The following is a 21,525-nucleotide window of genomic DNA, read 5'->3' as shown; positions in this document are numbered from 1 at the left end:
CTAGTCCGTCAGGGCGTCGTGGGGAATCCCACCGGCGGTTGACATCCAAACGCCGGCGGGTTACGCCCGGTCGGACCAGTGCGCACGTCACACGGTGACGGCCGGGGAGCCGGAAGTCAACGCCGGGTGGTCCGGGCGACCTTCCCGCAGCCGGCGGCGGCCAGCACCGCCACGCCTGCCACAGCGCCCTGCCACCACTCCGCCTCGCTCAGGGCGAGGATCGCGTTGACCCCGGCGACCAGGACGAACAGCGCGGCCAGCAGCGCCCAGAGCCGGCGTTCGGCACGCAGGGTGCGCGGGGCGTAGAGCGCGGTCCAGGGGTGGGTCACGGCGGCACCTCCGCTGCGGGTCTCGACGCGCCCGTCGGCGTCCAGTCCGCTGCACGTACCCGAACGGGCGGGCTTTGAAACCGGTGTGCGCACAACTTCTCCTCGGAATGCGCCGACCGGCGGGCGCCGGGCGGTGAAAGCCGAGGGGCACGACCCGTTGTGCGCCGGGTCGTGCCCCTCGGGACGGCGCGTGCCGGCCGCGTGGCTCCGGACCTACCAGCCGAAGTTCTGCGTCCAGTACGTGCCGTAGGAACCGCCGTGCGCCATGCCGACGCCCAGCGACGTGAGCTTGCAGTTGAGGATGTTCGCGCGGTGGCCGGGGGACTCCATCCAGCCCTTCACGACCTCCTCGGGGGTGCGCTGGCCGGCGGCGATGTTCTCCGCGCCGGGCGAGGGGTGGCCGGCGGCCTTGATCCGGTCGGCGAACGTGCGGCCGTCCTTGGACCGGTGGTCGAAGTAGTTCTGCGCGGCCATGTCCTCGCTGTGCCCGCGCGCGGCCCGGTCCAGGCGCTCGTCGACGGCCAGCGCGGGGCAGCCGTTCGCCGCGCGCTCGCCGTTGGTCAGGTTGAACACCCTCGCCTCGGCGACCTCGACGTCGCTGCGGGCGGGCGCGACCGGTTCGGGCGCGGGTTCAGGCGCCGGCGCGGGGGCCGGCAGGTCGACCGGGGTGGCGACGGCCGGCGCGGTGGCGCTCGCGGAGTCGGCCGGTGCCTCCGCCGGGACCCCGGCCGGGGTGGCGGCGGGTGCGGCGGACGGGGTCGCGGAGTCGGGCGTGGTGGTGCGGACGTCGGTGGTGGCCGAGGCGGCCACCTGCTCGACGCCCCGGGCGGCGTCCCGGCCCTCGCCGCACCCGGCCAGGACGAGCCCGGCGAGGGTGACGACGACCGGCAGTGCGGTGCTGGTGCGGAACATGAGGAAAACCTCATCTGCAATAGGCGGCTTTACGGGCGCGGCGACCGCGCGGCGCTTGTTCGCAGGGCAAGCGCGCAGCGGTCGCCGCACCGAACGGAGAACCGGGCGGACCGGGCAAGGGGGAGAGCGCTGCGGTCGGCCTCAATTCCGGAAATGACCTTATCGGCCGATCCGGTATTGTCAACCACGATTTATTTAAGGAACATTTAAAGGTTGTATGAGGTGACGGAAAGAATCGGCCGGCTAACCTTGGTGCTCGGGTACCCGGGTGAGGCGGAGCTGAACCCGGGTACCACCGAGCGGCCCGCGGTCCACGACCAGCGAGCCTCCGGTGGACTCGGCCGCGCGGCGGGCGATGTCGAGTCCGAGACCGGTGGAGCCGGCGCTGCTGCTTCCACGGCGCAGCGCCGACTCCAGGTCCTCGATGCCGGGTCCGGCGTCCTCGATGACGATCACCACCAGGTCCGGCCGGTGGAACAGCGCCACGACGAAACCCACACCTTCGGGTGTGTGCCGGAAGATGTTGCCCAGCACCACGTCCATCGCGGCGGCCAGGTCGGTGCGGGTCAGCGGCACGAACGCGCTGCGCTCGGTGCCCCGCATGTTCCACCGCCGCTGCTGGTCGTCGGCCAGCGCCGACCAGAACACCAGCCGGTCGTGCACGACCTGCGCGGCGTCGCACTGGCCGCCGTCGGGGTCGTCCAGCTCCCGGCGCGCGGCCCGGATCAGCTCGTTGACCTCGCGCTCCAGCGCGTGCACGGCCTGCCGGACGCGGTTCGCGCCCGGGTCGGCGCCGAGCGTCTCGGAGTCCAGCCGCAACGCGGTCAGCGGCGTCCGCAGCCGGTGCGACAGGTCCGCCAGCACCTCCCGCTCGGCGGCCATGAGCTGGCCGATCCGGTCGGCCATCCGGTTGAACGCGCCGCCCGCGTCGGCCAGCTCGGGCGGGCCGGTGGGCACCACGCGGGTGGACAGGTCGCCCTGCTCCATCCGCTGCGCGCCCTCGGCGAGGTCCTTGGCCGAGCGCACGACGCGCGCCCCCAGCCGGTCCGCGACCAGCACGGACGCCAGCACCAGCGACACCGCGACACCGCTGAGCGCGAGCCAGGCCGCCGTGACGCCCTGGGACAGCTCGTCCTCGGGCACGAACGCCTCGACCACCGCCACCCGGTCCTTGCCCAGCAGGATCGGCTGCATCCGCACCCAGCCGCCGGCCACCGGCTCGGTGAACGCCAGGCCCCGTTCCCGCGCCTTGCCGAGCTGGGCGTCCGTGGCCTTGGCGGTGCCGATCGTCTGTCCCCCGACCAGGTGAACGGCGACGCGCCCGCCGGTCGTCACCAGGGCCCGTTCGACGTCGGTCGGCTCGGCGGTGATGGCCAGCACCGGGGTCAGCGCGATGGCCTGCCGCTCGGCCTCGGCCATGGCCTGGTTCTCGGCCAGTTGGCTGACCACCAGGGCGAGGGGGATGAGGAAGGCGAGCGCCACCATGGAGGTGACGGCCAGCGAGACCAGCGCGAGCGACTTCCTCACTCGACGGCCGTCAGCTTGAACCCGACACCGCGCACGGTGTGCAGGTAGCGGGGCTGCGCGGCCCGTTCGCCGAGCTTGCGGCGCAACCACGAGAGGTGGACGTCCAGCGTCTGGTCGTCGTGCCGGCCGGGCAGGTTCCACAGGTTGGCCAGCAGCTCGCCGCGCGGCACCACCTTGCCCTCCCGTGCGGCCAGGTAGGCGAGCAGGTCGAACTCCTTGCGGGTGAGGTTCAGCTCGCGGCCGGCCAGCCGGGCCTCCCGCCGGTCGAGGTCGACGGTGAGCTGCCCGATCCGCAGCGGCTCGGGTGCCTCCTCCTTGCGGGCCCGCCGCAGCACGGCCGACAGCCGCGCGGCCAGGTGCTCGCTGGAGAACGGCTTGACCAGGTAGTCGTCCGCGCCGGCGTTGAGCAGGCGGACGATCTCCGCCTCCTCGTCGCGCGCGGTGGCGACGATGACCGGGACGTCGCACAGGCCGCGCATCATCCGCAGGGCGTCCGCGCCGTCCATGTCGGGCAGCCCGAGGTCGAGCACGACGAGGTCGAACGGGGTGGGGCCCGCGATCTCCCGGAGGGCTTCCAGCGCCGTGCCGACCGGAAGCACGGCGTGACCCAGCCCGGTGAGCGCGCGGGTCACCGCCGACCGCACCACCGGGTCGTCCTCGACCAGCAACACCGAAACCATGGCGCGCACCGTAACGCCCGAAGACACGAACGGGTGAACAACACCCACCTGCTGGACCTACCGGCCGCACCGCTACCCACCATCCGCAGCCGGTCGGACCCCGCCCGACGGCGCAGCCGCCGACCGGCAGGCGGGAAATCACCCCGCGCGTGATCGAAACCCTTCCGGCGAATTCAACCCATCTGTGTGGACGGAGCCCGGAACCGATTCCGAAACGCATTTCCGGTCGCCGCAGCACCCGGTGAGCGCGTCCCATTACAGGGGTTGCCGCAGGCGACCTTCCCGCGATCGGCCGCCTTGGGTCGGCCCTCGCCAGGGGGCCGCCGCGCTCGCCGTGGGTTCCGCGCAGGTCAGCGACTTCATGGGCGGTCAGGGATTGGTCGGGTGGGAGCCGCCGGCAGGATGAGGCGCGTGCACAGGGGCTTGCAGTACCTCGCGGCGTGGTCGGCCTCCACCGCCGTCGCCGTGGCCCTGTCCTGGTTGGGCATCCGGTTCGTGCTGGACGCGGGCCTGCCCGAACGACCCCAGCTCGTCGCCGGCCCCGTGGAGTCGACCGAGGCACCCGCCACCACGGCGACCACCACGACCACCGCCGTCCCGACCACCACCACGCCGGCCCCGGCGCCGGTCGTGACGACCGAGCCGGCCGAGACCACGACGACCACCACGACCACGACCACCACGACGACCACGCCGGCCCTGCCCTCCGAGGCCGGCACCTGGGCCGTCCAGGACGGTGAACGGGTCTACCTGCGCAGCTTCCGGCTCCAGGGCGGCACCGCGTCGATCAAGTTCTCCCCCACGAAGATGGACCCCATCTCGGCCACGCCGAAGCAGGACTTCGCGGTGAGCATCGAGCAGCCGGCCAGCGCCGTGGTGGTCGTCTTCGACGGCCCCGACCACCGCTCCACCCTGGAAGCGAGCTGGATCAGCACCGGACCCCACTGGCGGGTCCTCGAACAGGGCTGACGCGGAACCGGGCGCGGACGGGCCGCCGGTGGTTCGATCACGCCCATGACGCACCCCGGCGAACCCCACCACGACGACCTGTCCGAGCGCTTGAACCGGCTGCGCGCCGGCGTGCTCGGCGCGAACGACGGCATCGTCTCGACGGCCGGCCTGGTGGTCGGCGTCGCCGGGGCGTCGGCCGACCGCACCGCGATCTTCGCGGCCGGCGTCGCGGGGCTGGTCGCGGGCGCGCTGTCCATGGCGGGCGGCGAGTACGTCTCGGTGAGCACCCAGCGCGACACCGAGCGGGCCGCGCTGGCGCTGGAGGAGCGCGAGCTGCGCGACATGCCCGAGGAGGAGGAGCGCGAGCTGGCCCTGCTCTACCAGGACAAGGGCCTGTCGCCGGAACTGGCCGCCCGGGTGGCCGGCGAGCTGACCGAGCACAACGCGCTGCGCGCCCACGCCGAGGCGGAACTCCAGATCGACCCGGACAGCCTGACCAGCCCGTGGCAGGCCGCGTGGGCGTCGCTGGTCTCGTTCGCGCTCGGCGCGCTGGTCCCGCTGGTCGCGATCCTGCTGCCGCCCGTCGCCTGGCGGGTGTGGGCGTGCGCGGCGGCCGTGCTGGTCGGGCTGGTGCTGACCGGCGTGATCAGCGCACGGCTCGGTGCCGGCCCGGTGTGGCGGGCGGTGCGGCGCAACGTCGTCGTGGGCACGTCGACCATGGCGGTTACCTACGGCGTCGGCGTGCTGTTCGGCGTCACGGTGCAGTAGGGAGGTCCCCGCTCCCGGACGCTGCTCCGGGGTCAGAACTTCGGCTGGTGGCCGTCGGTGGGCAGCTCGTCCAGGATCAGCACGGTGTGGCTGGAGGTCACGTCCGGCATCGTCTGGAGCCGGCTGAGCACCAGGTCGCGCAGGCTGTGCGCGTCCGGCGCGCGCACCAGCAGCACCAGGTCGTAGTCGCCGGACACCAGCGCGCCGTGCCACACCTCCGGGATCTCCAGCACCCGCTGCCGGACCGCCTTCCACGAGTGCTGGCTGATCTTGAGGTAGACGTACGCCGAGATGCCGAAGCCGTACCGCTCCGGGTCGACCACCGCCGTGTAGCCGGTCACCACGCCGTCCCGGTGCAGCCGCTCCACCCGGGAGTACGCGCTCGCCCGGGAGATGTGCAGCTTCTCCGCGAGCGCCCGCATCGACAGCCGGCCGTCCGCGCGCAGCTCCTCCACGATCCGCCGGTCGGTGGCGTCCAACGGTGCCGAGTGTCCAGGGCCGGGCGTCATACGGCCGACGATAACCCGTCCGCACGGCCATTCGTCCGGAATTCCACGTCGGATCTGGAACTTTGGCCGCTGTGACCTGGACCATGCGCTTGTCCGGACCCCACGAGCGTCGGAGGAGCCCATGGTCGCCACCACGGAGCGGTCGCTGCTGCCCACCGAGCAGCCGCTGTCGCTGCTGCGCAAGGACGGCGTGCCGGTCGCGGACTCGCCGCTGGCCATGCCGGACGACGACGTGCTGCTGGAGCTGCACCGCCGGATGGTCGTCGGCCGGCGCTTCGACACCCAGGCCACCGCGCTCACCAAGCAGGGCCGGCTCGCGGTCTACCCGTCGTCGCGCGGGCAGGAAGCGTGCGAGGTCGGCTCGGTGCTCGCCCTGCGCGCCCAGGACTGGCTGTTCCCCACCTACCGCGACTCGGTCGCGCTGGTCACCCGGGGCGTCGACCCGGGCGAGACGCTGACGCTGCTGCAAGGCGGCTGGCACCTGGGCTACGACCCCTACGAGCACCGGGTCGGGCCGCAGTGCACCCCGCTGGCCACCAACACGCTGCACGCCGTCGGGTTCGCGCACGCCGCGCGCGTCAAGGGCGAGGACACCGCCGCCCTGGTGCTGCTCGGCGACGGCGCGACCTCCGAAGGCGACACGCACGAAGCGCTCAACTACGCCGGCGTGTGGCGCGCGCCCGTCGTGTTCCTGGTGCAGAACAACGGGTACGCCATCAGCGTGCCGCTGTCCAAGCAGACCGCCGCGCCCACGCTGGCCGCCAAGGGCGTCGGCTACGGCGTGCCGTCCGTGCTGGTCGACGGCAACGACGTGGCCGCCGTCTACGCCGTCGTCCGGGAGGCCCTGGAGTCCGGCGGGCCCACCTTGATCGAGGCGCTGACCTACCGCATCGAGGCGCACACCAACGCCGACGACGCCACCCGCTACCGCACCTCCGACGAGGTCGCCGCGTGGCTGGACCGCGACCCCGTCGACCGGATCGACGCCTACCTCACCTCGCGCGGCCTGCTCGACGCCGCCCGCAAGGCCGAGATCGCGGCCGAGGCCGAGGACTTCGCCGCGTCCGTGCGCGCGAAGCTCAACGTGGACCACGAGTACGACCCGGCCGTGCTGTTCGAGCACGTGTACGCCACCCCCACCACCCACCTGCGCGAGCAGGCGGCGGCCCTCGCGGAGGAACTGGCATGACGGCGTCGGTGGCGGGCACCGGCCTGTCGATGGCGGCGGCGCTCAACCGGGCGCTGTCCGACGCGCTGGAGGACGACCCGAGCGTCCTGGTGTTCGGCGAGGACGTCGGCCCGCTCGGCGGCGTCTTCCGGGTGACCGACGGGCTCGCCGCCCGGTTCGGCGAGACGCGGGTGTTCGACACGCCGCTGGCCGAGTCCGGCATCGTCGGCACCGCGATCGGCATGGCCATGAACGGGCTGCGGCCCGTGGTGGAGATGCAGTTCGACGCGTTCGCGTACCCGGCGTTCGAGCAGATCACCAGCCACCTGGCCAAGTTGCGCAACCGGACGCGCGGGAGCGTGTCGCTGCCCGTCGTGATCCGGGTGCCCTACGGCGGCGGCATCGGCGGCGTCGAGCACCACTGCGACTCGTCCGAGGCGTACTACACGCACACGCCGGGCCTCACCGTCGTCACGCCCGGCACCCCGGACGACGCCTACCGGCTGCTGCGCGACTCGATCGCGTCGCCGGACCCGGTGATCTTCCTGGAGCCCAAGCGGCGGTACTGGGCCAAGGGCGAGCTGTCCGACGTGGCCGTCCCGATGGACCGGGCGCTCGTGCGGCGCACCGGCTCGGACGTCACGCTGATCGCGTACGGGCCGATGGTGGCCACCGCGCTGGAGACCGCCGAAGCGGCCGTCGAGGAGGGCTGGGACGTCGAGGTCGTCGACCTGCGGACGCTGTCGCCCTTCGACGACGCGACGGTGTGCGCGTCGGTGCGCAAGACCGGCCGCGCCGTCGTGGTGCACGAGGCATCCGGGTTCGGCGGGTACGGCGCGGAGGTCGTGGCGCGGGTGACCGAGCGGTGCTTCCACCACCTGCACGCGCCCGTGCTGCGGGTGACCGGGTTCGACATCCCGTACCCGCCGCCGAAGCTGGAGGAGCACCACCTGCCCGGCGTGGACCGCATCCTGGACGCGGTCGCGCGCCTCCAGTGGGACGACGAGGTCGTGGGGGTTCGCGGTGCCTGACTTCCGGCTGCCCGACCTGGGCGAGGGGCTGACCGAGGGCGAGATCGTCACCTGGCTGGTGGCGGTGGGCGACCACGTGTCGATCGACCAGCCCGTGGTGGAGGTCGAGACGGCGAAGGCCGTGGTCGAGGTGCCGTGCCCGTTCGAGGGCGTGGTCCGGGCCCGGTTCGGCGAGGCGGGGGAGAAGCTGGCGGTCGGCTCCGTGCTGCTGTCGGTGGGGGAGCCCGCAGGGGAGTCGGCGGGGCAGGCGGCCGGTGCCCCGGCGGCGGGAGCCGGTTCGGGCAACGTGCTGATCGGCTACGGCACCTCGGACGCGCCGCGCCGCCGCCGCGCCAACCGCCGTGGCCCCGGCCGCGCACCCGCCGCGCAGCCCGCGCCGGTCGTCCCGGCCCAAGCCGCTCCCGGCCACGCCACTCCGGCCGACGCTCGCCCGGCCCGGCCCGGCTCCGCCCAAGCCGGCTCCGCTGACGCCGCCCTTCCCGCTCCGGCGCGGCCCGCTCCGGGCGAGGTCGCGCCTGACCGGCCCGTCCTGGCCCCGGCGGTCATCTCGCCGCTGGTCCGGCGGTTGGCGCGGGAGAACGGCCTGGCGTTGGAGCACATCGCCGGCACCGGTCCCGGCGGCGTGATCCGCCGCGTCGACGTGGAGCGCGAGCTGTCCGCCCGGTCCGCCGGGAGCCCGGTCGAGAACCCGGCGGAGCGGGCCGGCGCGGGTCGGCGCATCCCGTTGAAGGGCCTGCGCGGCCTGGTCGCGGAGAAGCTCGCCACCTCCCGCCGGGAGATCCCCGAGGCCACCGTGTGGGTGGACGTCGACGCGACCGGCCTGCTGGCCGCCCGCGCCGCGCTGCCGTCCGCGTCGCTGCTCGCGCTGCTGGCCCGGTTCACCGTGCTGGGCCTGAAGAAGTTCCCCGAGCTGAACTCGCGGGTCGAGGGCGACGAGATCGTGGTGCTGGACGAGGTCCACCTCGGGTTCGCCGCGCAGACCGACCGGGGGCTGGTGGTGCCGGTGGTCCGCGACGCGCACACCCTCACCACGTCCGGCCTGGCCGCCGCGATCACCGGGCTGGCCACGTCCGCGCGCGAGGGCCGCATCGCCCCGGCGTCGCTGACCGGCGGGACGTTCACGGTCAACAACTACGGCGTGTTCGGCGTCGACGGGTCGGCCGCGATCATCAACCACCCGGAGGCGGCGATCCTCGGCATCGGCCGCATCATCGACCGGCCGTGGGCGGTCGACGGGCAGTTGGCGGTCCGCAAGGTCGCCCAGCTCACGCTGGCCTTCGACCACCGGGTGTGCGACGGCGGCACGGCGGGCGGGTTCCTGCGGTTCGTGGCCGACTGCGTGGAGTCCCCGATCACCGCGCTGGCCGACCTGTGAGCCGGGTTCTCCGTAGATTGGACGGGTGACCGCACCCGCCTAACCGGTCCGCACCGAACGCCTGCTGCTGCGCCCGTTCACGCACGCCGACCACGCGGCGCTGCACTCGTGGCAGTCCCGCCCCGACGTGGTCCGCTACCTGTACGGCGGGGCGAGGACGCCGGAGGAGACCACGGAGAGCCTGGCGCTGAAGACGTCGGTCACCTGGCCCGCGAAGGAGGGCGAGCACCTGGCGCTGGCCGTCGAGCACGACGGCCGGGTGATCGGCGAGACCGTCCTGAAGTACCTCAGCGAGGAGCACCGCCAAGGCGAGATCGGCTACATCTTCCACCCCGACCACCACGGCCGGGGCTACGCGACTGAGGCGTCCCGCGCCATGCTCCGGCTGGGCTTCGACAACCTGGGCCTGCACCGGATCGTGGCGTCCTGCGACGCGTTCAACGAGCCGTCGTGGCGGGTGATGGAGCGCCTGGGGATGCGCCGCGAAGCCCACTTCCGCCACGCCGAGATCTTCAAGGGCGCGTGGGGCGAGGAGTTCGTCTACGCGCTGCTGGAAGACGAGTGGCGGACGAGCGCGCGGTGAGGTGAGCGGGCGGTCGCGGTGATCCCGGTCCGCCCCTCACGGACTCGCGGGGCGCGCTCCGCCGGCGAGGTGCTCGGCCACCGTGCGACGGCACTTCCCCGCCCGCCAGGCGCTGCTGGAAGCGGTGTCCCGCAACCGGGTCGAGGCGCGGTGCGACCGGGCCGAGGAGCTGGCCGGCCACGACGACGCGCGGGCGGCGCTGCCGGCTGGGCGAGGTCGTCGCCTGCTCGGCCTCGGCACGGGGGTCGGCCGCCGAGCACCACCCGGACCCCGCCGGGCGGGCGGACCACCTGTTCCGCCTGGCCGTGGCCGGCCTGAGCCCCGGGTAGCGGCTGCCGGAGCCGCCGTTCAGAGCCCCTCGATCTCCGGACCGGTCCAGAACGGGGTGCGCTTGGCCAGGTACGCGGCGGCGCGCGCGGTGGTCCAGGGGTGGGCTTCGCACAGCCCGTCGCGCAGCACCTTCAGGTACGGGCCGGACGGGGCGGTGTGCTCGACCTCGGCGGACGTCCAGGGCGCGGTGAACGTCAGCGCCGGGCAGCCGTCGACGTCGCCGAGGTGCAGCAGGGTGTCGTACCGGCCGGGTCCGCGCTGCTCCCGGCCGTGCGCGAGCACGGCGGCCAGGTCGATCTCCGGACCCGGTTCGCGGTACATCTCCTGCTCGACCACGTCGGAGAACTGGGCGGCGGTGACCAGGTAGCCGCGCACGGCAGCCGTGCCCGGCAGATCGGGGTCGTAGAACGCCCGGCCGCCACCCCACACCGGCGAGTGCGTGGCGAAGTAGATCCCGCCCGGCACCCCCAGCCCGCGCACGGCCCGGGGAGGGCTGCGGTCACGGCACCCCGGGTAGCCGCGCGCCGCGCCCCCGGGCGTGCCGCCGGCCAGGTAGCAGGCGAACCGGGCGGCGTGCAGGTTGGACCCGTAGCTGACGTACCAGACGTGGCTCACGAGCGGACCTCCCGTGTCGATGATGCCGGTCCGCCGGCCGTGTTGGGCCGGTCGGCTGAACCCGCCCCGACCCGACCCCGTCCGGCCGCCCGGTGCGCCAGGGTGTCCCGCGACCGGTCCCACGACCCCGGGAGGCAACCGCCCCATGGCACGCCCCGACGAAGTCCACGACGGCCACGTCTACGAGCTCCAGTTCCCCGGCAACGGTTTCAGCAGCGGCAGCAGCGGCAAGCACAAGGTGGTCGTGCTGGTCGGCGAGTACGCCGGCACCGGCCGCGCCACCCGGGCGCTCATCGCGCGCGCCAAGGTGAGCGGCTCGAAGGTGGAACCCGACCTGGCCGAGCTGTACACCGTGCCGCACGAGAAGCTGGAGGTGCTCCTCCCCGTCCTGAGCGACAAGGAGCTGAAGGCGGTGAAGGACCAGCTCGTCAAGAAGATCACCGGCTAGCGCCCCGGCCTCGCGCGACCCCCGGCCTGCCGGCCCGTCGACGCCGATCGCGGCACGGCCGGGGCGGCGGGTCAGTCGCGGTTCGTCACGGGGGTCAGGTTGCCGTCGCGGTCGGCCACGCAGGACGCCTCGCGGGACTGGGTGGCGAGGAACTCGGTCATGCAGCGGCCGAACTGGGCGTGGCCCCGGGCGTTGGGGTGGAACGACTCCTGGAGCGCGTGGCGGGCGCGGACCTCGTCGCGCAGGCCGTCGAAGTCGACAGTCAGCCGGGTGAACCACTCGCTGTCCTGGTTCTTGCCGCCCGCGCACGCCTCGCGCTTCGCGCCCGCCTTCGACAGGTCCAGGAACCGCGCCCCCACGGCGGATGCGGCCTTGCGCAGGCCCGACGACAGCTCGCCGACCGCGGTGTCGCGCACCCAGCGGAGGTCGCCGGTCCGCAGCGGGCAGCCGGCCAGGTTCTGCAGGTCGTTCGGCAGGTCCGGGCCGACCGGTGCCGCGTACGACTGCACCACCAGCGTGTACGACAACGGCGTGTACCCCTCGTCGCGCAGCACCTGCCGGATGTCGCGCAGCGCCCGTTCCACCTTGGGCACCATGCGGTCCACGCGCGACCGCCACTCGTCGGCCAGCCCCTTGGAGCAGTCCGCCCGGTCGAACCACGCCCGCAGGCACGCGCCCAGCACGTCGCCGAACTTCGGGTCGTCGTTGGCGCCCATCGCCACCACGACGGTGGTCACCCGGTACTCGCGGGCGATCCGCGCCAACTGGCGGGCCTGCGAGCCGGGGTCGTCGTTGGCGCCCACGCCGACCTGCTCCGCGCTGGTGCCCGAGCAGGCCAGGTTGAACACCCTGTCCACGCCCGGCACCGTGGTGCTGTGCACGGACGCCTTCGTGGACCGGTGGCACCAGTTGTCGTTCTCGCCGTCCGTGCCGGGCTCGTAGCTGCCCGCGCCCTCGCCGGACATCGTGCTGTCGCCCAGCGCGACCAGCGCCGCCGGCGCGTCGCGGCCCGGCCCGAGCCGGTCCGGGAAGGGGCTGTCGGCCACGACGAGCAGCACTGCCAGCAGCGGCAGCACCACGACGAGGGCGACGAGACGACGGAGCATCGCCGCCTATCCTACGGACACCCGCCCGCCGGACAGGACGACCGTGCGGTCGGCCGCCCGGTGCACCTCCTCGTGGTGCGTGGCGATCAGCACGGCCGCGCCCGCGTCGGCCGCGCGCCGCAGCACCCGCACCGCCGCCGGGGCGCTGACCTGGTCCAGGTGGGCGGTCGGCTCGTCGGCGAGCAGCACCTTCGGCGACGCGATCACGGCCCGCGCCAGGGCGGCCCGCTGCTGCTGGCCGAAGGAGACCTCGGTCGGGTAGCGGTCGGCCAGCTCGCCGATGCCCAGCTCGGCCAGCAGCCCGGCGACCTCGTCCTCGACCCCGCCGTCCGCGCCCCCACCGCCCGCACCGGTGCCCAGGCGCAGCGGCAGCGCCACGTTCTCGGCGAGGGTCAGCTCGCTCGCCAGCCCCATCGCCTGCGGCAGCAGGGCGCACAGCCGCCACGCCGGGGGAGCGGTCAGCACCTCGCCGCACATCTCCACGGTGCCGTCGTCGGCCCGGTCGAACCCGGACAGCACCGACAGCAGCGCGCTCTTGCCCGACCCGGACGGCCCGGACAGCGTCACCAGCTCGCCCGCCGACACCTCCAGGTCGACGCCGCGCAGCACGTGCACCGTCCCGCCGGGGTGCTCGAACGACCGCCGGACACCCACCGCCCGCAACGCCGTCATGCCGCCAGCACCCCGTTCCGCAGGTCGAACCTGGTGTCCGCCAACGCGATCAGGCGGGGGTCGTGGGACGCGACGACCACCGGCACGCCCCGGGCCGAGAGGTCCGCCAGCGTCTCCAGCACGAGGTCCGCCGACGCGGCGTCGAGCTGCGAGGTCGGCTCGTCGGCCAGCACCACGGACGCGCCGCGCGCCAGCGCGCAGCCGAACGACAGCCGCTGCTGCTGGCCGCCGGACAGCGCGCTCACCTTCCACGCCGAGGTGCCCGGCAGGCCGAGCTGGGCCGGCAGCTCGTCCACGGCGGTGGTGCGCCCGGCCGCCTGGGCCGCCGCGCGCAGGTTGTCGCCGACGGTGAGGTGGCCGATCAGGTTGTCCGCCGGGTTCTGGAAGACCAGCGCGACCTCCTCGCGCCGCAACGCCCGGCGCGCTCTGGACGACAGCCGCGCGGTGCCCGCGCCGCGCAGCTCCACGCCGCCGGTGGTCGGCCGCTCGACCAGGCTCAGCACCCGCAGCAGGGTGGACTTGCCCGACCCGGACGGCCCGGCCAGCACGGTGATCCCGCGCGCGGGCACGTCCAGCGTCACACCGCTCACGGCCGTCACCGACCCGGCGGGCGTCCGGTACTCGACGCCGACCTCCCGCAGCCGCAGCACGTGCTGCGGGCCGGTGGGCCGCTCGTCGTACAGGTCGGTCATGGCCGCCCACCCCTCGAACCGGTCGGCCGCAGCCGCTCCTCGCCAGTCTTCCCGGTCGGTCGGGGCCGGTCCCCGTCGCGCCGGTCAGCCACGGATCAGCTCCCCCATCCGCGCCGAGCGCACCGCGCGCACCGCGATCCACGCGGCCACCAGCACGACCAGCGCGCTGCCCACGACCGTCGCGCCCATCAGCGGGAGCACGTTGGGCAGCTCCGGCGACGGGGTGAGCCGGGGCGCGGGGTCCAGCTTCGGCACGGCGAACCCGCTGCTCACCCCGCTCGCCGCCAGCCCGACCACGACCGCCGCCGCAGCCAGCGCGCCGAGTTCGAGCAGGTGGCTGGACAGCAGGGCCGAGGGGCGCAGGCCCATCCGGGTGCTGAACGCGCCGGACAGCGCGTTCTGCCGCCGCCGCACCTCGATCGCCAGCAGCAGGGCGATGGCCGCGACCACCGCGAGCACCGCGCCGATGGCGGCGACGAACCCGAACGTCCACTGGATGGTGAGGAACGGCAGGCCCGCGATCGCCCGGCTGCGCTCGTTGCCGTTGCGGTAGGTGATCCCGCTGTCGGACAGGGCGTCGCCCAGCTCGCGCAGCGGCTTGGCGGACCAGACGTACCAGGAGCCGACGTCGGACGGGTCCTCGACCAGGTCGCGCGGCACCACCCAGCCGGCGGTGCCGAGCTTCGGGAACGACGTGACGTGCGCGGTCGGCGCGACCTTCGGGATGCCGGGCAGCGCGATCTCGCCGGTCGGCGCGGTGCCGACCCGCAGCGGGCGGGTGAGCAGCGCCGGGTCCAGGCCGTGCGGGAACGCGCCGTCCCGGAACGTCGCCGGGTCGACCACGAGGGCCATCCTGTCGTTGACCTCGCTCACCCCGACGACGGTGGAGTTGCCGCGCAGCGCGGCCGGCAGCTCCACCGGGTCGGCCACCCGCACGACGCTCTCCGCGCCGGTGAACATGCCGGACTTGACCTCCAGCGCGGTCTTCTGCGAGCCGGCGATGCTGGTGCCCACCGCGATCGTGCCGACGGCCAGCACGCCGACCAGCAGCACGCCGGTCACCGGCCCGGCGGCGGCGGCCAGCCGGCGCACGGCGAGCTGGGCGGCCGGCTTGGACCAGAGGGAGACGCGGTGCGACGCCTTGAGCGCCCAGCGCGCGACCCGGGCCGCGACCAGCGCGGTGGTGAGCACGACCAGCAGCGGGAACGCCAGCGCCGCCGCGTCGATCCGGGGCAGGCCGCCGATCTTGACCGGGGTGGCCAGGCCGCTGTCCTGCACCCGCAGCCACGCCCACACGCCCAGGCCCGCCGTGGCCAGCTCCCACGGCACGGCGGCCAGCACGCGGCGCGCGCGGGTGCCGGTGGTGGACGCCTGGAACACGCGGTGCGCGCGGACCGCCGCCGTCGCCCACGTGACCACCAGGCTCAGCACCACGACCGCGAGCACGGCCAGCGCCGCCACGGGCGTGGTGCCCGGCGGCAGCGCGCTCGACGGCGCGTAGACGGGCAGCAGCAACTGCGCCACGCCGAGCCCGAGCAGCCCGCCCGCGAGCAGCGGCAGGCCGAGCTCCAGCAGCGCGCGACCGCCCAGCGCGGCCGGGCCGGAGCCGCGCACCCACAGCAGCCGCAGCTCGGTGTGCCGGCGCTGCGCCCACTGCACGGTCACCGTGGCGACGCCGGCGAGCCCGATCAGCAGGCTGATCAAAGTCAGCGGCAGGATCGCGGAGCGCACGTTCGCCACGGTCTCGCGGGCGTTCTCGACCGGCAGCACCAGGGGCGACATCACCCGGACGCCCATGTCGTCGTACTTCTGCACCCGCGCGGTGCCGGTCGCGAGCAGGTCGGCCGCCTGGTCGACGGTCTCCGGGACGGCGCTGGGGAACCGGACCGAGACGTCGACGACCTTGGCCAGCGAGGGCGGCAGCGCGTCGAACGACGCGGCGTCCGGCAGCCACACCACGGACGTCACGAGGTCGTTGTCCTTGCGCATGGTGTTCGGCACGACGTACTGCCGCTCGGCGCACCACCACGGGTCGAGCGGGTCGCGCACGTCCTCGTAGATCGCGGTGACGGGCGGCAGCTTCCCGTCCATGCCGCGCCGGCCGAGCTGGACGTCCGTGGTGAGGGTGATGCTCTTGGGCACCCAGAGCCCGTCCTTGCCGCCGCCTTCGAGGACCTTGAGGTGGTCCGTCGCGCCCGGCCGGAAGCCGAACTTGGCGTAGGTCAGCTTGCCGCCGAAGTCGGTGCGCGCTTCCCGCGTGTAGGAGGCGGGCAGCACCGGCTGGTCGCCGACGGACTTGCGCACGTCGTCGAAGAAGGGCGTCACCTGGTCCTGCGGGAGGGAGGACTCCAGCGACGGGTGCAGCGCATCGGTGCACAGCCGGTCCTGCTGGTAGTCGACGGCGGCGCTGCCGGAGGCCGAGGAGTGCAGCACCGCGGCGGCCACGACGAAACTGAGCAGCAGCGCGGTGACGAGGCTGACCAGCAGCGTCAGCGGGCTCGACAGCGCGGCGCGGGGCGCGGCTCTCCACGGGATCTGCACCCTGTGAACGGTAACCGCACGCCCGTGATCATCGACTGGAATTCCCTACTTTCGTAGGGTGCAGGCCGAAGTCCACCGAGAGTAGCCGGGTGATCACCGCGTTTCGCCGGACGATCTCCGGTGGTGCCCGCCGGCGACCCGGTCCGCCGCCGCCCGGTCGGCGGAGTCGGGCTTGACACCCCGACTGTGGTCTAGTCCAATTTTCACCACCTGGAGGCCGCCACCGCTGGGAGGAACGACTGATGTCGCGCAGAGTCCTGTTCGCACGGGTGGCGGCGGTGGCGGCTTTGGTGGCCGGCGCCGCGGCGGTGGGGCTCGCCCCCGCGTACGCCGCCCCGGCCACCGCCACGTTCGCCAAGACGCAGTCCTGGGACTCCGGCTACACCGGGCAGTTCTCCATCAGGAACGAGACCAGCTCCGCCATCACGTCGTGGAAGGTGGAGTTCGACCTGCCGACCGGCACGTCGGTCGGCGCGTACTGGGACGCGTTGCAGACCAACTCCGGCGGGCGCTACACCTTCACCAACCGGAACTACAACGGCACCGTCGCGCCCGGCGCCGCCGTCACGTTCGGCTTCAACGCGTCGGGCACCGCCGTCCCGGCGAACTGCAAGCTCAACGGTGCGCCGTGCACCGGAGCGCCCACCCTCACCACGACGACCACGACGTCGACCGGCGGGACGACCCCGACCACCACCACCACCACGAGCACGTCGACCACCACGACGACCCCGACGACGACGACCACCTCCACCCCGCCCACCGGCCTGCCCAAGCGGGTGCTGGTCGGCTACCTGCACGCGAGCTTCGCCAACGGCTCGGGCTACACGCGGATGAAGGACGTCTCGCCGGACTGGGACATCATCAACCTGTCCTTCGCCGAACCCACCTCGGTCACCTCCGGCGACCTGCGCTTCCAGCAGTGCCCGGTCGCCGAGTGCCCGAACGTCGAGCCCGAGGCCGAGTTCATCGCGGGCATCCGGGAGAAGCAGGCCCAGGGCAAGAAGGTGCTCATCTCCATCGGCGGCCAGAACGGCCAGGTGCAGCTCACCACCACGGCCGCGCGCGACGCGTTCGTGCGCAGCGTCGGCGCGATCATCGACCGCTACGGCCTGGACGGGCTCGACGTCGACTTCGAGGGCCACTCGCTGTCGCTGAACGCGGGCGACACCGACTTCCGCACCCCCACCTCGCCGGTGGTGGTCAACCTGATCGCCGCGCTGAAGGCGCTGAAGGCCCGCTACGGTGCCAAGTTCGTGCTCACCATGGCGCCGGAGACGTTCTTCGTCCAGCTCGGCTACCAGTTCTACGGCGGCGGTTCCGGGCAGGACCCGCGCGCCGGCGCTTACCTGCCGGTCATCCACGCCATGCGCGACGACCTGACCCTGCTGCACGTCCAGCACTACAACTCCGGCCCGATCACCGGCCTGGACAACCAGTACCACTTCATGGGCGGCAGCGACTTCCACGTGGCGATGGCCGACATGGTGCTGGCCGGCTTCCCGGTGAAGGGCGACGCCACCAAGTTCTTCCCGGGCCTGCGCCAGGACCAGGTGGCGATCGGGCTGCCGGCGAGCGTCAACGCGGGCAACGGCTTCACGTCCGTCGCCGACGTGCACAAGGCGCTGGACTGCCTGATGAAGGGCACGAACTGCGGGCCGTACAAGCCGAAGGCGACCTACCCCAACCTGCGCGGCCTGATGACGTGGTCGATCAACTGGGACAAGTACAACGGGTACGAGTTCTCCCGGTCGCACCGGGCGTACCTGCCCCGCTAGCCGTGGCGGCCGACCGGGTCGCCGGCCTGCCGGGCTGAACGCGCCGAGGTCCCCCGGGCGGTGCGGGTGTGCTTCGAGCACCCCGCCGCACGGGGGTCCTCGCGTTCCGGCCGCTCGGCGAACCACCGCTGTAGACGGTCCTGTTACCTTCTCCCGCCGGCACTCGTCACAGGGGCGACGACAGAGAACGCACGGTCGTCGCAGTGACGAGTGGAGTGGAGAACCGGATGCCCACCAACATCATGTACGTGACGGTCTACGTCACCGACCAGGACCGCGCTCTGCGCTTCTACACCGAGGGGCTGGGCCTGGAGAAGCGGCTCGACTTCCCCGGGCCGGACGGGCGCTTCCTCACCGTCGGCGTCCCCGACAGCCCGGTGCAGGTCATCCTGTGGTCGCTCCCGGCGGCGGCGGGACAGCCGGGTGAGGCGGGCCGGCTCGCCGCTCCCGGTCCGCTGATCCTCGAATCCGACGACCTGCGCGCGGACTTCGAAGTCCTGCGCGGGCGCGGCGTCACCTTCGACGAGCCCGAACCCGTGAACTACCCGTTCGGCGTCCGGATCGAGGCGCTGGACCCCGACGGCAACCGGATCTCGCTGCGCCGGCCGCGCACGCCGTGACCGCCCGCCCGTCCGGCCCGGTGGCCGACGCTTTCGAGGCGCAGCGCGACGGGCTGCGCGCCGTCGCCTACCGCGTGCTGGGCTCGCACGCCGACGCCGAGGACGTGGTCCAGGAGGCGTGGGTGCGCCTGTCCCGCCAGGACCGGGCGACCGTCGCCAACCTGGCGGGCTGGCTGACCACCGTGGTCGGCCGCACCAGCCTGGACGTCCTGCGATCCCGCAAGGCCCACCCCGGGACCACGAGCGGGGCGGACTTCGCGGACCTCGTGGTGACCCCCGCCGACGACCCCGCGCCGGACGAGCAGGCCGTGCCGGCCGATTCGGTCGGCCTCGCGCTGCTCGTCGTGCTCGACTCGCTGACCCCGCCCGAGCGCCTGGCGTTCGTCCTGCACGACATGTTCGCGGTCCCGTTCCACGACATCGGCCACATCCTGGGCAAGTCCGCCGATGCCGCCAAGATGACCGCCGGCCGTGCCCGCCGCAAGGTCCGGGCCGTCGACCGGCCGGCGGGGCCGGGGCGCGCGCACCGGGAGGTCGTGGAGGCGTTCGGCGCCGCCGCTGCGGGCGGTGACTTCGAAGCGCTCCTGCGGGTCCTGCACCCGGACGTCGAGCTGACCGTCGACACCCCCGGGGGCGTGGTCGTCACCCTCGGCGCCACCGAGGTCGCCGCCGGCGCACGCACCTTCTCCGGCCAGGCCGCGCGGCACCAGCCGGTGCTGGTCGACGGCGTGCCCGGCCACCTGGTCCGGCACCCGGACGGGACACCCCTGTCCGCCATCGCCTTCACGGTGGCCGAGGGCCGGATCACCGACATCCGCGTCGTCGTGGACCCGGCCAAGCTCGCCGCGATGGAGCCGCCGGACCCGACCTGACGCAGTGCCGGCACGGGCCGGCGTCCAGGTTTTCTCCAGAGCGCGGGATTCCCCGGCCGGGCGCGGGCTGCCTACAGTTCGGCCCGACCGGGGGAGGCCCGTCGGATGACGATCGCACCGGAACCACCAAGCGCCCGGCGGACCGGGCCGGTCGCGCCGGCGGGCCGCCCGGTCCTCGTGGCGGTGCCGCGCCCCGACGCGTCACCGCCACGGCTCGGCGAGCGGGCCGGGCGGCTAGCGCCAGCTCCACCGGATGCCGTACTGGCCCGGCACCGGCTCCAGCGTGATGAACTGGAACGTGCTCGCCGTGCGGGTGAACGTCACCTCGTCGCGCTTCTCCACCGGCAACCCGTGCCGGGGCTGGAAGTAGCCGTGGCACCGGCGCGGCAGGTGCTCGGGGTCGAACGCGATCTGCAGCACCAGGTCCCGGGCCGGCCGGAAGAGGGCGAGCTGGGCGTGCCGGTCGGTCTGGCCGGGCGGGAACCGGACGCCGAACTCCACCGAGGCCAGCTCGCCGGCGGCCAGCGGCCGGTCGAGGACGAACTCGAACGCGCACGTCGAGGACGGCACGTCGGCCCGGAACCGGGCGGGCCGGCAGCCCTCGGTGAAGGTCACCGCCGGCGGCTGGGTGAGGCCGGAGCAGCGGGTGACGAAGATGAACCGGGACGTGCCGTCGTGGTCGGCGCGGATCAGCCGGCGCACCCGCATGGACTCCTCGTGCCCGCGCCCGTCGACCCGGTAGGACACGTGCTGCGTGAGCCGGTGCGGGGTGTCCAGCTCGTCCGGCGTGGCGTCGACCTTGGCCAGCGCGCGGGCCACCGACTCCGGCCGGTCCCACACCTGGTCGTAGGCGACGGTGGGGCCGGTGCGGTTGGTCCACCGGCCGCGCGGCCTGCGCGGGCCCAGCAGCGCGGTCAAGGTCGCCGGCGGCTGCCCCAGGATGGCCTCCAGGGCGGTCACGGCGGCCAGCGAACTGGCCCGCTCCGGTCGGTTCTCGCCGTTCTGCCAGTAGCTCAGCGCGCTGATGCTGACCGGGGTGGACCGCTCGCGCAGCCGCAGGCTGATCTCGCTCAGGCTCAGCCCGCTGCGCTGGATCGCGGCCCGCAGGGCGGCGCTGAACTCGGCGGGCATCGTGGTGGTCATGACGGCCCCTTCGGTAACGCGCAGGGTGCGTTCGGGGAATTGCTGCCGCCCGGCAGCGTACCCGTTCGGCCGGGTGGCGGGGAATTCCCGCCGGCGACCGGATGAATTGCCCGGTCCGGCCCCGCCGGTACCGTTGAAATGCGAACTACCTGCGGCGCTGCGGGTCCACCAGCTCTTTCCGGCTCCGCTCCCCGTCTCCTGGAATTGGTCTGGAACAATTCTGGTCCGGAATGGACCGCCCGTCCGCGCCCGGCGTCACGTCGGGCGTTCGACGCGCTCCAGCAGGAATTCCTGGTCGGCTTTGCCGGTGCACGCGGCCTGGGACAGCTCCGCGCCGTTCGCCACGTCGGCCGGCCCGCCCAGCACGCCCACGCACTCGCCGCTGTGCACCGGCCGCAGCACGCACGGCCGCTGCACGGCCGGCGCGCGGTCCGTGCGCTTGTTGCGCTCCCGGCCCTCGCCGACGCAGTACCCGCGCTCGGTCACGTGCGCCGGGCGCAGGAGGTACCAGCCGTCGGCCGGCGGGTCCTCCAGCGAACCCGGCCGGATGACGAAGGCGGTGACGGTCGCGGCCACCGCCGCGAGCACCGCGACGCCGGCGACCAGCGGCCACCAGGTGCGCCGCCGCACCTGCTCCCCGGGCGGTTCCGGGTCGAGTTCGGTCACGGCTCCGGGCGTTCCGGCGTCCGGCGCGGTCTCCGGGGCGGTGTCCGCGCCGGAGGTCATCGCCGGCCTGCGCCGGGCCTCGACCCAGCGCGCGGTGTCCGCGTCGTCCAGCCCGCACGCCCGCGCGTAGGCGGTGACGAGCTGTGCGCGCGGCAGCGTCGTGCGGCCCAGCACGGTCGCGGTCGTGCTCGACGGCAGCACGTCCCGGT

Annotated in this window: 22 protein-coding genes; 10 read left to right on the top strand and 12 right to left on the bottom strand. The window is 73.9% G+C overall.

Annotation, left to right across the window (positions count from 1 at the left end; genetic code table 11):
* Positions 1 to 116: 116 nt before the first annotated feature.
* From AB0I60_RS04130 to AB0I60_RS04115, 4 genes are all read right to left on the bottom strand, one after another.
* Entirely contained in the window at positions 117 to 329 is a 213-nt protein-coding gene (locus tag AB0I60_RS04130) for a hypothetical protein (protein ID WP_360725726.1), read from the bottom strand.
* Between the two features lie 213 nt (positions 330 to 542).
* Positions 543 to 1,241 (bottom strand): CAP domain-containing protein, encoded by a 699-nt coding sequence (locus AB0I60_RS04125; RefSeq protein ID WP_360725725.1) that lies wholly within the window; start codon positions 1,239 to 1,241, stop codon positions 543 to 545.
* Between the two features lie 243 nt (positions 1,242 to 1,484).
* Complete coding sequence (locus tag AB0I60_RS04120; protein ID WP_360725724.1) at positions 1,485 to 2,768, bottom strand: HAMP domain-containing sensor histidine kinase; 1,284 nt, start codon at positions 2,766 to 2,768, stop codon at positions 1,485 to 1,487.
* Complete coding sequence (locus AB0I60_RS04115; RefSeq protein WP_360725723.1) at positions 2,765 to 3,448, bottom strand: response regulator transcription factor; 684 nt, start codon at positions 3,446 to 3,448, stop codon at positions 2,765 to 2,767. Before AB0I60_RS04115 ends, AB0I60_RS04120 begins: the two co-directional genes overlap by 4 nt.
* A gap of 411 nt (positions 3,449 to 3,859) precedes the next feature.
* Between AB0I60_RS04115 and AB0I60_RS04110 the strand changes: the two genes are divergently transcribed.
* Together AB0I60_RS04110 and AB0I60_RS04105 are read left to right on the top strand one after the other, a co-directional pair.
* A complete protein-coding gene (locus AB0I60_RS04110) occupies positions 3,860 to 4,417 on the top strand; it encodes a hypothetical protein (RefSeq protein WP_360725722.1) in 558 nt (185 codons plus the stop codon).
* A gap of 45 nt (positions 4,418 to 4,462) precedes the next feature.
* The gene (locus tag AB0I60_RS04105; RefSeq protein ID WP_360725721.1) at positions 4,463 to 5,167 is read left to right on the top strand and encodes a VIT family protein; all 705 of its coding nucleotides are present in this window, start codon (positions 4,463 to 4,465) and stop codon (positions 5,165 to 5,167) included.
* 32 nt (positions 5,168 to 5,199) lie between these two features.
* On the opposite strand, the gene AB0I60_RS04100 is transcribed toward AB0I60_RS04105, so the two are convergent.
* Positions 5,200 to 5,676 carry an Lrp/AsnC family transcriptional regulator gene (locus tag AB0I60_RS04100; RefSeq protein WP_360725720.1) on the bottom strand — a complete coding sequence of 159 codons (477 nt, stop codon included), beginning with the start codon at positions 5,674 to 5,676 and terminating at the stop codon, positions 5,200 to 5,202.
* Positions 5,677 to 5,797: 121 nt separating this feature from the next.
* Here AB0I60_RS04100 and AB0I60_RS04095 point away from each other — a divergent pair, with 121 nt between their 5' ends.
* The 4 genes from AB0I60_RS04095 to AB0I60_RS04080 all read left to right on the top strand — a co-directional run bounded on the left by AB0I60_RS04095 (position 5,798) and on the right by AB0I60_RS04080 (position 9,833).
* A complete protein-coding gene (locus AB0I60_RS04095; RefSeq protein WP_360725719.1) occupies positions 5,798 to 6,865 on the top strand; it encodes a thiamine pyrophosphate-dependent dehydrogenase E1 component subunit alpha in 1,068 nt (355 codons plus the stop codon).
* On the top strand, positions 6,862 to 7,875 hold the full coding sequence (locus AB0I60_RS04090) for an alpha-ketoacid dehydrogenase subunit beta (protein WP_360725718.1): 1,014 nt from the start codon (positions 6,862 to 6,864) through the stop codon (positions 7,873 to 7,875). Before AB0I60_RS04095 ends, AB0I60_RS04090 begins: the two co-directional genes overlap by 4 nt.
* Complete coding sequence (locus AB0I60_RS04085; protein WP_360725717.1) at positions 7,868 to 9,250, top strand: dihydrolipoamide acetyltransferase family protein; 1,383 nt, start codon at positions 7,868 to 7,870, stop codon at positions 9,248 to 9,250. The genes AB0I60_RS04090 and AB0I60_RS04085 overlap by 8 nt, the downstream gene beginning before the upstream one ends.
* Positions 9,251 to 9,311: 61 nt before the next feature.
* On the top strand, positions 9,312 to 9,833 hold the full coding sequence (locus tag AB0I60_RS04080) for a GNAT family protein (protein WP_360725759.1): 522 nt from the start codon (positions 9,312 to 9,314) through the stop codon (positions 9,831 to 9,833).
* Positions 9,834 to 10,181: 348 nt separating this feature from the next.
* On the opposite strand, the gene AB0I60_RS04075 is transcribed toward AB0I60_RS04080, so the two are convergent.
* Entirely contained in the window at positions 10,182 to 10,778 is a 597-nt protein-coding gene (locus tag AB0I60_RS04075) for a histone deacetylase (RefSeq protein WP_360725716.1), read from the bottom strand.
* Between the two features lie 145 nt (positions 10,779 to 10,923).
* On the opposite strand from AB0I60_RS04075, the gene AB0I60_RS04070 reads away from it, so the two are divergent.
* A complete protein-coding gene (locus tag AB0I60_RS04070; protein WP_360725715.1) occupies positions 10,924 to 11,226 on the top strand; it encodes a hypothetical protein in 303 nt (100 codons plus the stop codon).
* Positions 11,227 to 11,297: 71 nt separating this feature from the next.
* On the opposite strand, the gene AB0I60_RS04065 is transcribed toward AB0I60_RS04070, so the two are convergent.
* From AB0I60_RS04065 to AB0I60_RS04050, 4 genes are all read right to left on the bottom strand, one after another.
* Positions 11,298 to 12,332: a GDSL-type esterase/lipase family protein gene (locus tag AB0I60_RS04065; RefSeq protein ID WP_360725714.1), complete on the bottom strand. Its 1,035-nt coding sequence runs from the start codon at positions 12,330 to 12,332 to the stop codon at positions 11,298 to 11,300.
* A gap of 6 nt (positions 12,333 to 12,338) precedes the next feature.
* Positions 12,339 to 13,004: an ATP-binding cassette domain-containing protein gene (locus tag AB0I60_RS04060; protein WP_360725713.1), complete on the bottom strand. Its 666-nt coding sequence runs from the start codon at positions 13,002 to 13,004 to the stop codon at positions 12,339 to 12,341.
* Positions 13,001 to 13,696 (bottom strand): ATP-binding cassette domain-containing protein, encoded by a 696-nt coding sequence (locus AB0I60_RS04055; RefSeq protein WP_360725712.1) that lies wholly within the window; start codon positions 13,694 to 13,696, stop codon positions 13,001 to 13,003. Before AB0I60_RS04055 ends, AB0I60_RS04060 begins: the two co-directional genes overlap by 4 nt.
* A gap of 84 nt (positions 13,697 to 13,780) precedes the next feature.
* Positions 13,781 to 16,237 carry an FtsX-like permease family protein gene (locus AB0I60_RS04050; RefSeq protein WP_360725711.1) on the bottom strand — a complete coding sequence of 819 codons (2,457 nt, stop codon included), beginning with the start codon at positions 16,235 to 16,237 and terminating at the stop codon, positions 13,781 to 13,783.
* Positions 16,238 to 16,479: 242 nt separating this feature from the next.
* Between AB0I60_RS04050 and AB0I60_RS04045 the strand changes: the two genes are divergently transcribed.
* The 3 genes from AB0I60_RS04045 to AB0I60_RS04035 all read left to right on the top strand — a co-directional run bounded on the left by AB0I60_RS04045 (position 16,480) and on the right by AB0I60_RS04035 (position 19,507).
* Positions 16,480 to 18,015: a cellulose binding domain-containing protein gene (locus AB0I60_RS04045; RefSeq protein ID WP_360725710.1), complete on the top strand. Its 1,536-nt coding sequence runs from the start codon at positions 16,480 to 16,482 to the stop codon at positions 18,013 to 18,015.
* A gap of 227 nt (positions 18,016 to 18,242) precedes the next feature.
* Complete coding sequence (locus AB0I60_RS04040; RefSeq protein WP_360725709.1) at positions 18,243 to 18,635, top strand: VOC family protein; 393 nt, start codon at positions 18,243 to 18,245, stop codon at positions 18,633 to 18,635.
* Positions 18,636 to 18,655: 20 nt separating this feature from the next.
* On the top strand, positions 18,656 to 19,507 hold the full coding sequence (locus AB0I60_RS04035) for a sigma-70 family RNA polymerase sigma factor (protein ID WP_360725708.1): 852 nt from the start codon (positions 18,656 to 18,658) through the stop codon (positions 19,505 to 19,507).
* Positions 19,508 to 19,741: 234 nt separating this feature from the next.
* On the opposite strand, the gene AB0I60_RS04030 is transcribed toward AB0I60_RS04035, so the two are convergent.
* Complete coding sequence (locus tag AB0I60_RS04030; RefSeq protein ID WP_360725707.1) at positions 19,742 to 20,650, bottom strand: XRE family transcriptional regulator; 909 nt, start codon at positions 20,648 to 20,650, stop codon at positions 19,742 to 19,744.
* 255 nt (positions 20,651 to 20,905) lie between these two features.
* Positions 20,906 to 21,517, bottom strand: a complete 612-nt coding sequence (locus tag AB0I60_RS04025; RefSeq protein WP_360725706.1) for a hypothetical protein — start codon at positions 21,515 to 21,517, stop codon at positions 20,906 to 20,908.
* Between the last annotated feature and the right edge of the window lie 8 nt (positions 21,518 to 21,525).

The organism is Actinosynnema sp. NPDC050436 (assembly GCF_040655415.1).
GTDB lineage: Bacteria > Actinomycetota > Actinomycetes > Mycobacteriales > Pseudonocardiaceae > Actinosynnema.
Note: the sequence above shows the minus strand (reverse complement) of the source record. Positions and strands in the feature narration are given on the sequence as shown.

Bases quoted from the DNA above. Each gene is read 5' to 3' on its own strand.
- AB0I60_RS04125 (WP_360725725.1), bottom strand. From the start codon at position 1,241: ATGTTCCGCACCAGCACCGCACTGCCGGTCGTCGTCACCCTCGCCGGG.
- AB0I60_RS04115 (WP_360725723.1), bottom strand. From the start codon at position 3,448: ATGGTTTCGGTGTTGCTGGTCGAGGACGACCCGGTGGTGCGGTCGGCG.
- AB0I60_RS04105 (WP_360725721.1), top strand. From the start codon at position 4,463: ATGACGCACCCCGGCGAACCCCACCACGACGACCTGTCCGAGCGCTTG.
- AB0I60_RS04100 (WP_360725720.1), bottom strand. From the start codon at position 5,676: ATGACGCCCGGCCCTGGACACTCGGCACCGTTGGACGCCACCGACCGG.
- AB0I60_RS04095 (WP_360725719.1), top strand. From the start codon at position 5,798: ATGGTCGCCACCACGGAGCGGTCGCTGCTGCCCACCGAGCAGCCGCTG.
- AB0I60_RS04090 (WP_360725718.1), top strand. From the start codon at position 6,862: ATGACGGCGTCGGTGGCGGGCACCGGCCTGTCGATGGCGGCGGCGCTC.
- AB0I60_RS04070 (WP_360725715.1), top strand. From the start codon at position 10,924: ATGGCACGCCCCGACGAAGTCCACGACGGCCACGTCTACGAGCTCCAG.
- AB0I60_RS04065 (WP_360725714.1), bottom strand. From the start codon at position 12,332: ATGCTCCGTCGTCTCGTCGCCCTCGTCGTGGTGCTGCCGCTGCTGGCA.
- AB0I60_RS04060 (WP_360725713.1), bottom strand. From the start codon at position 13,004: ATGACGGCGTTGCGGGCGGTGGGTGTCCGGCGGTCGTTCGAGCACCCC.
- AB0I60_RS04055 (WP_360725712.1), bottom strand. From the start codon at position 13,696: ATGACCGACCTGTACGACGAGCGGCCCACCGGCCCGCAGCACGTGCTG.
- AB0I60_RS04045 (WP_360725710.1), top strand. From the start codon at position 16,480: ATGTCGCGCAGAGTCCTGTTCGCACGGGTGGCGGCGGTGGCGGCTTTG.
- AB0I60_RS04040 (WP_360725709.1), top strand. From the start codon at position 18,243: ATGCCCACCAACATCATGTACGTGACGGTCTACGTCACCGACCAGGAC.
- AB0I60_RS04030 (WP_360725707.1), bottom strand. From the start codon at position 20,650: ATGACCACCACGATGCCCGCCGAGTTCAGCGCCGCCCTGCGGGCCGCG.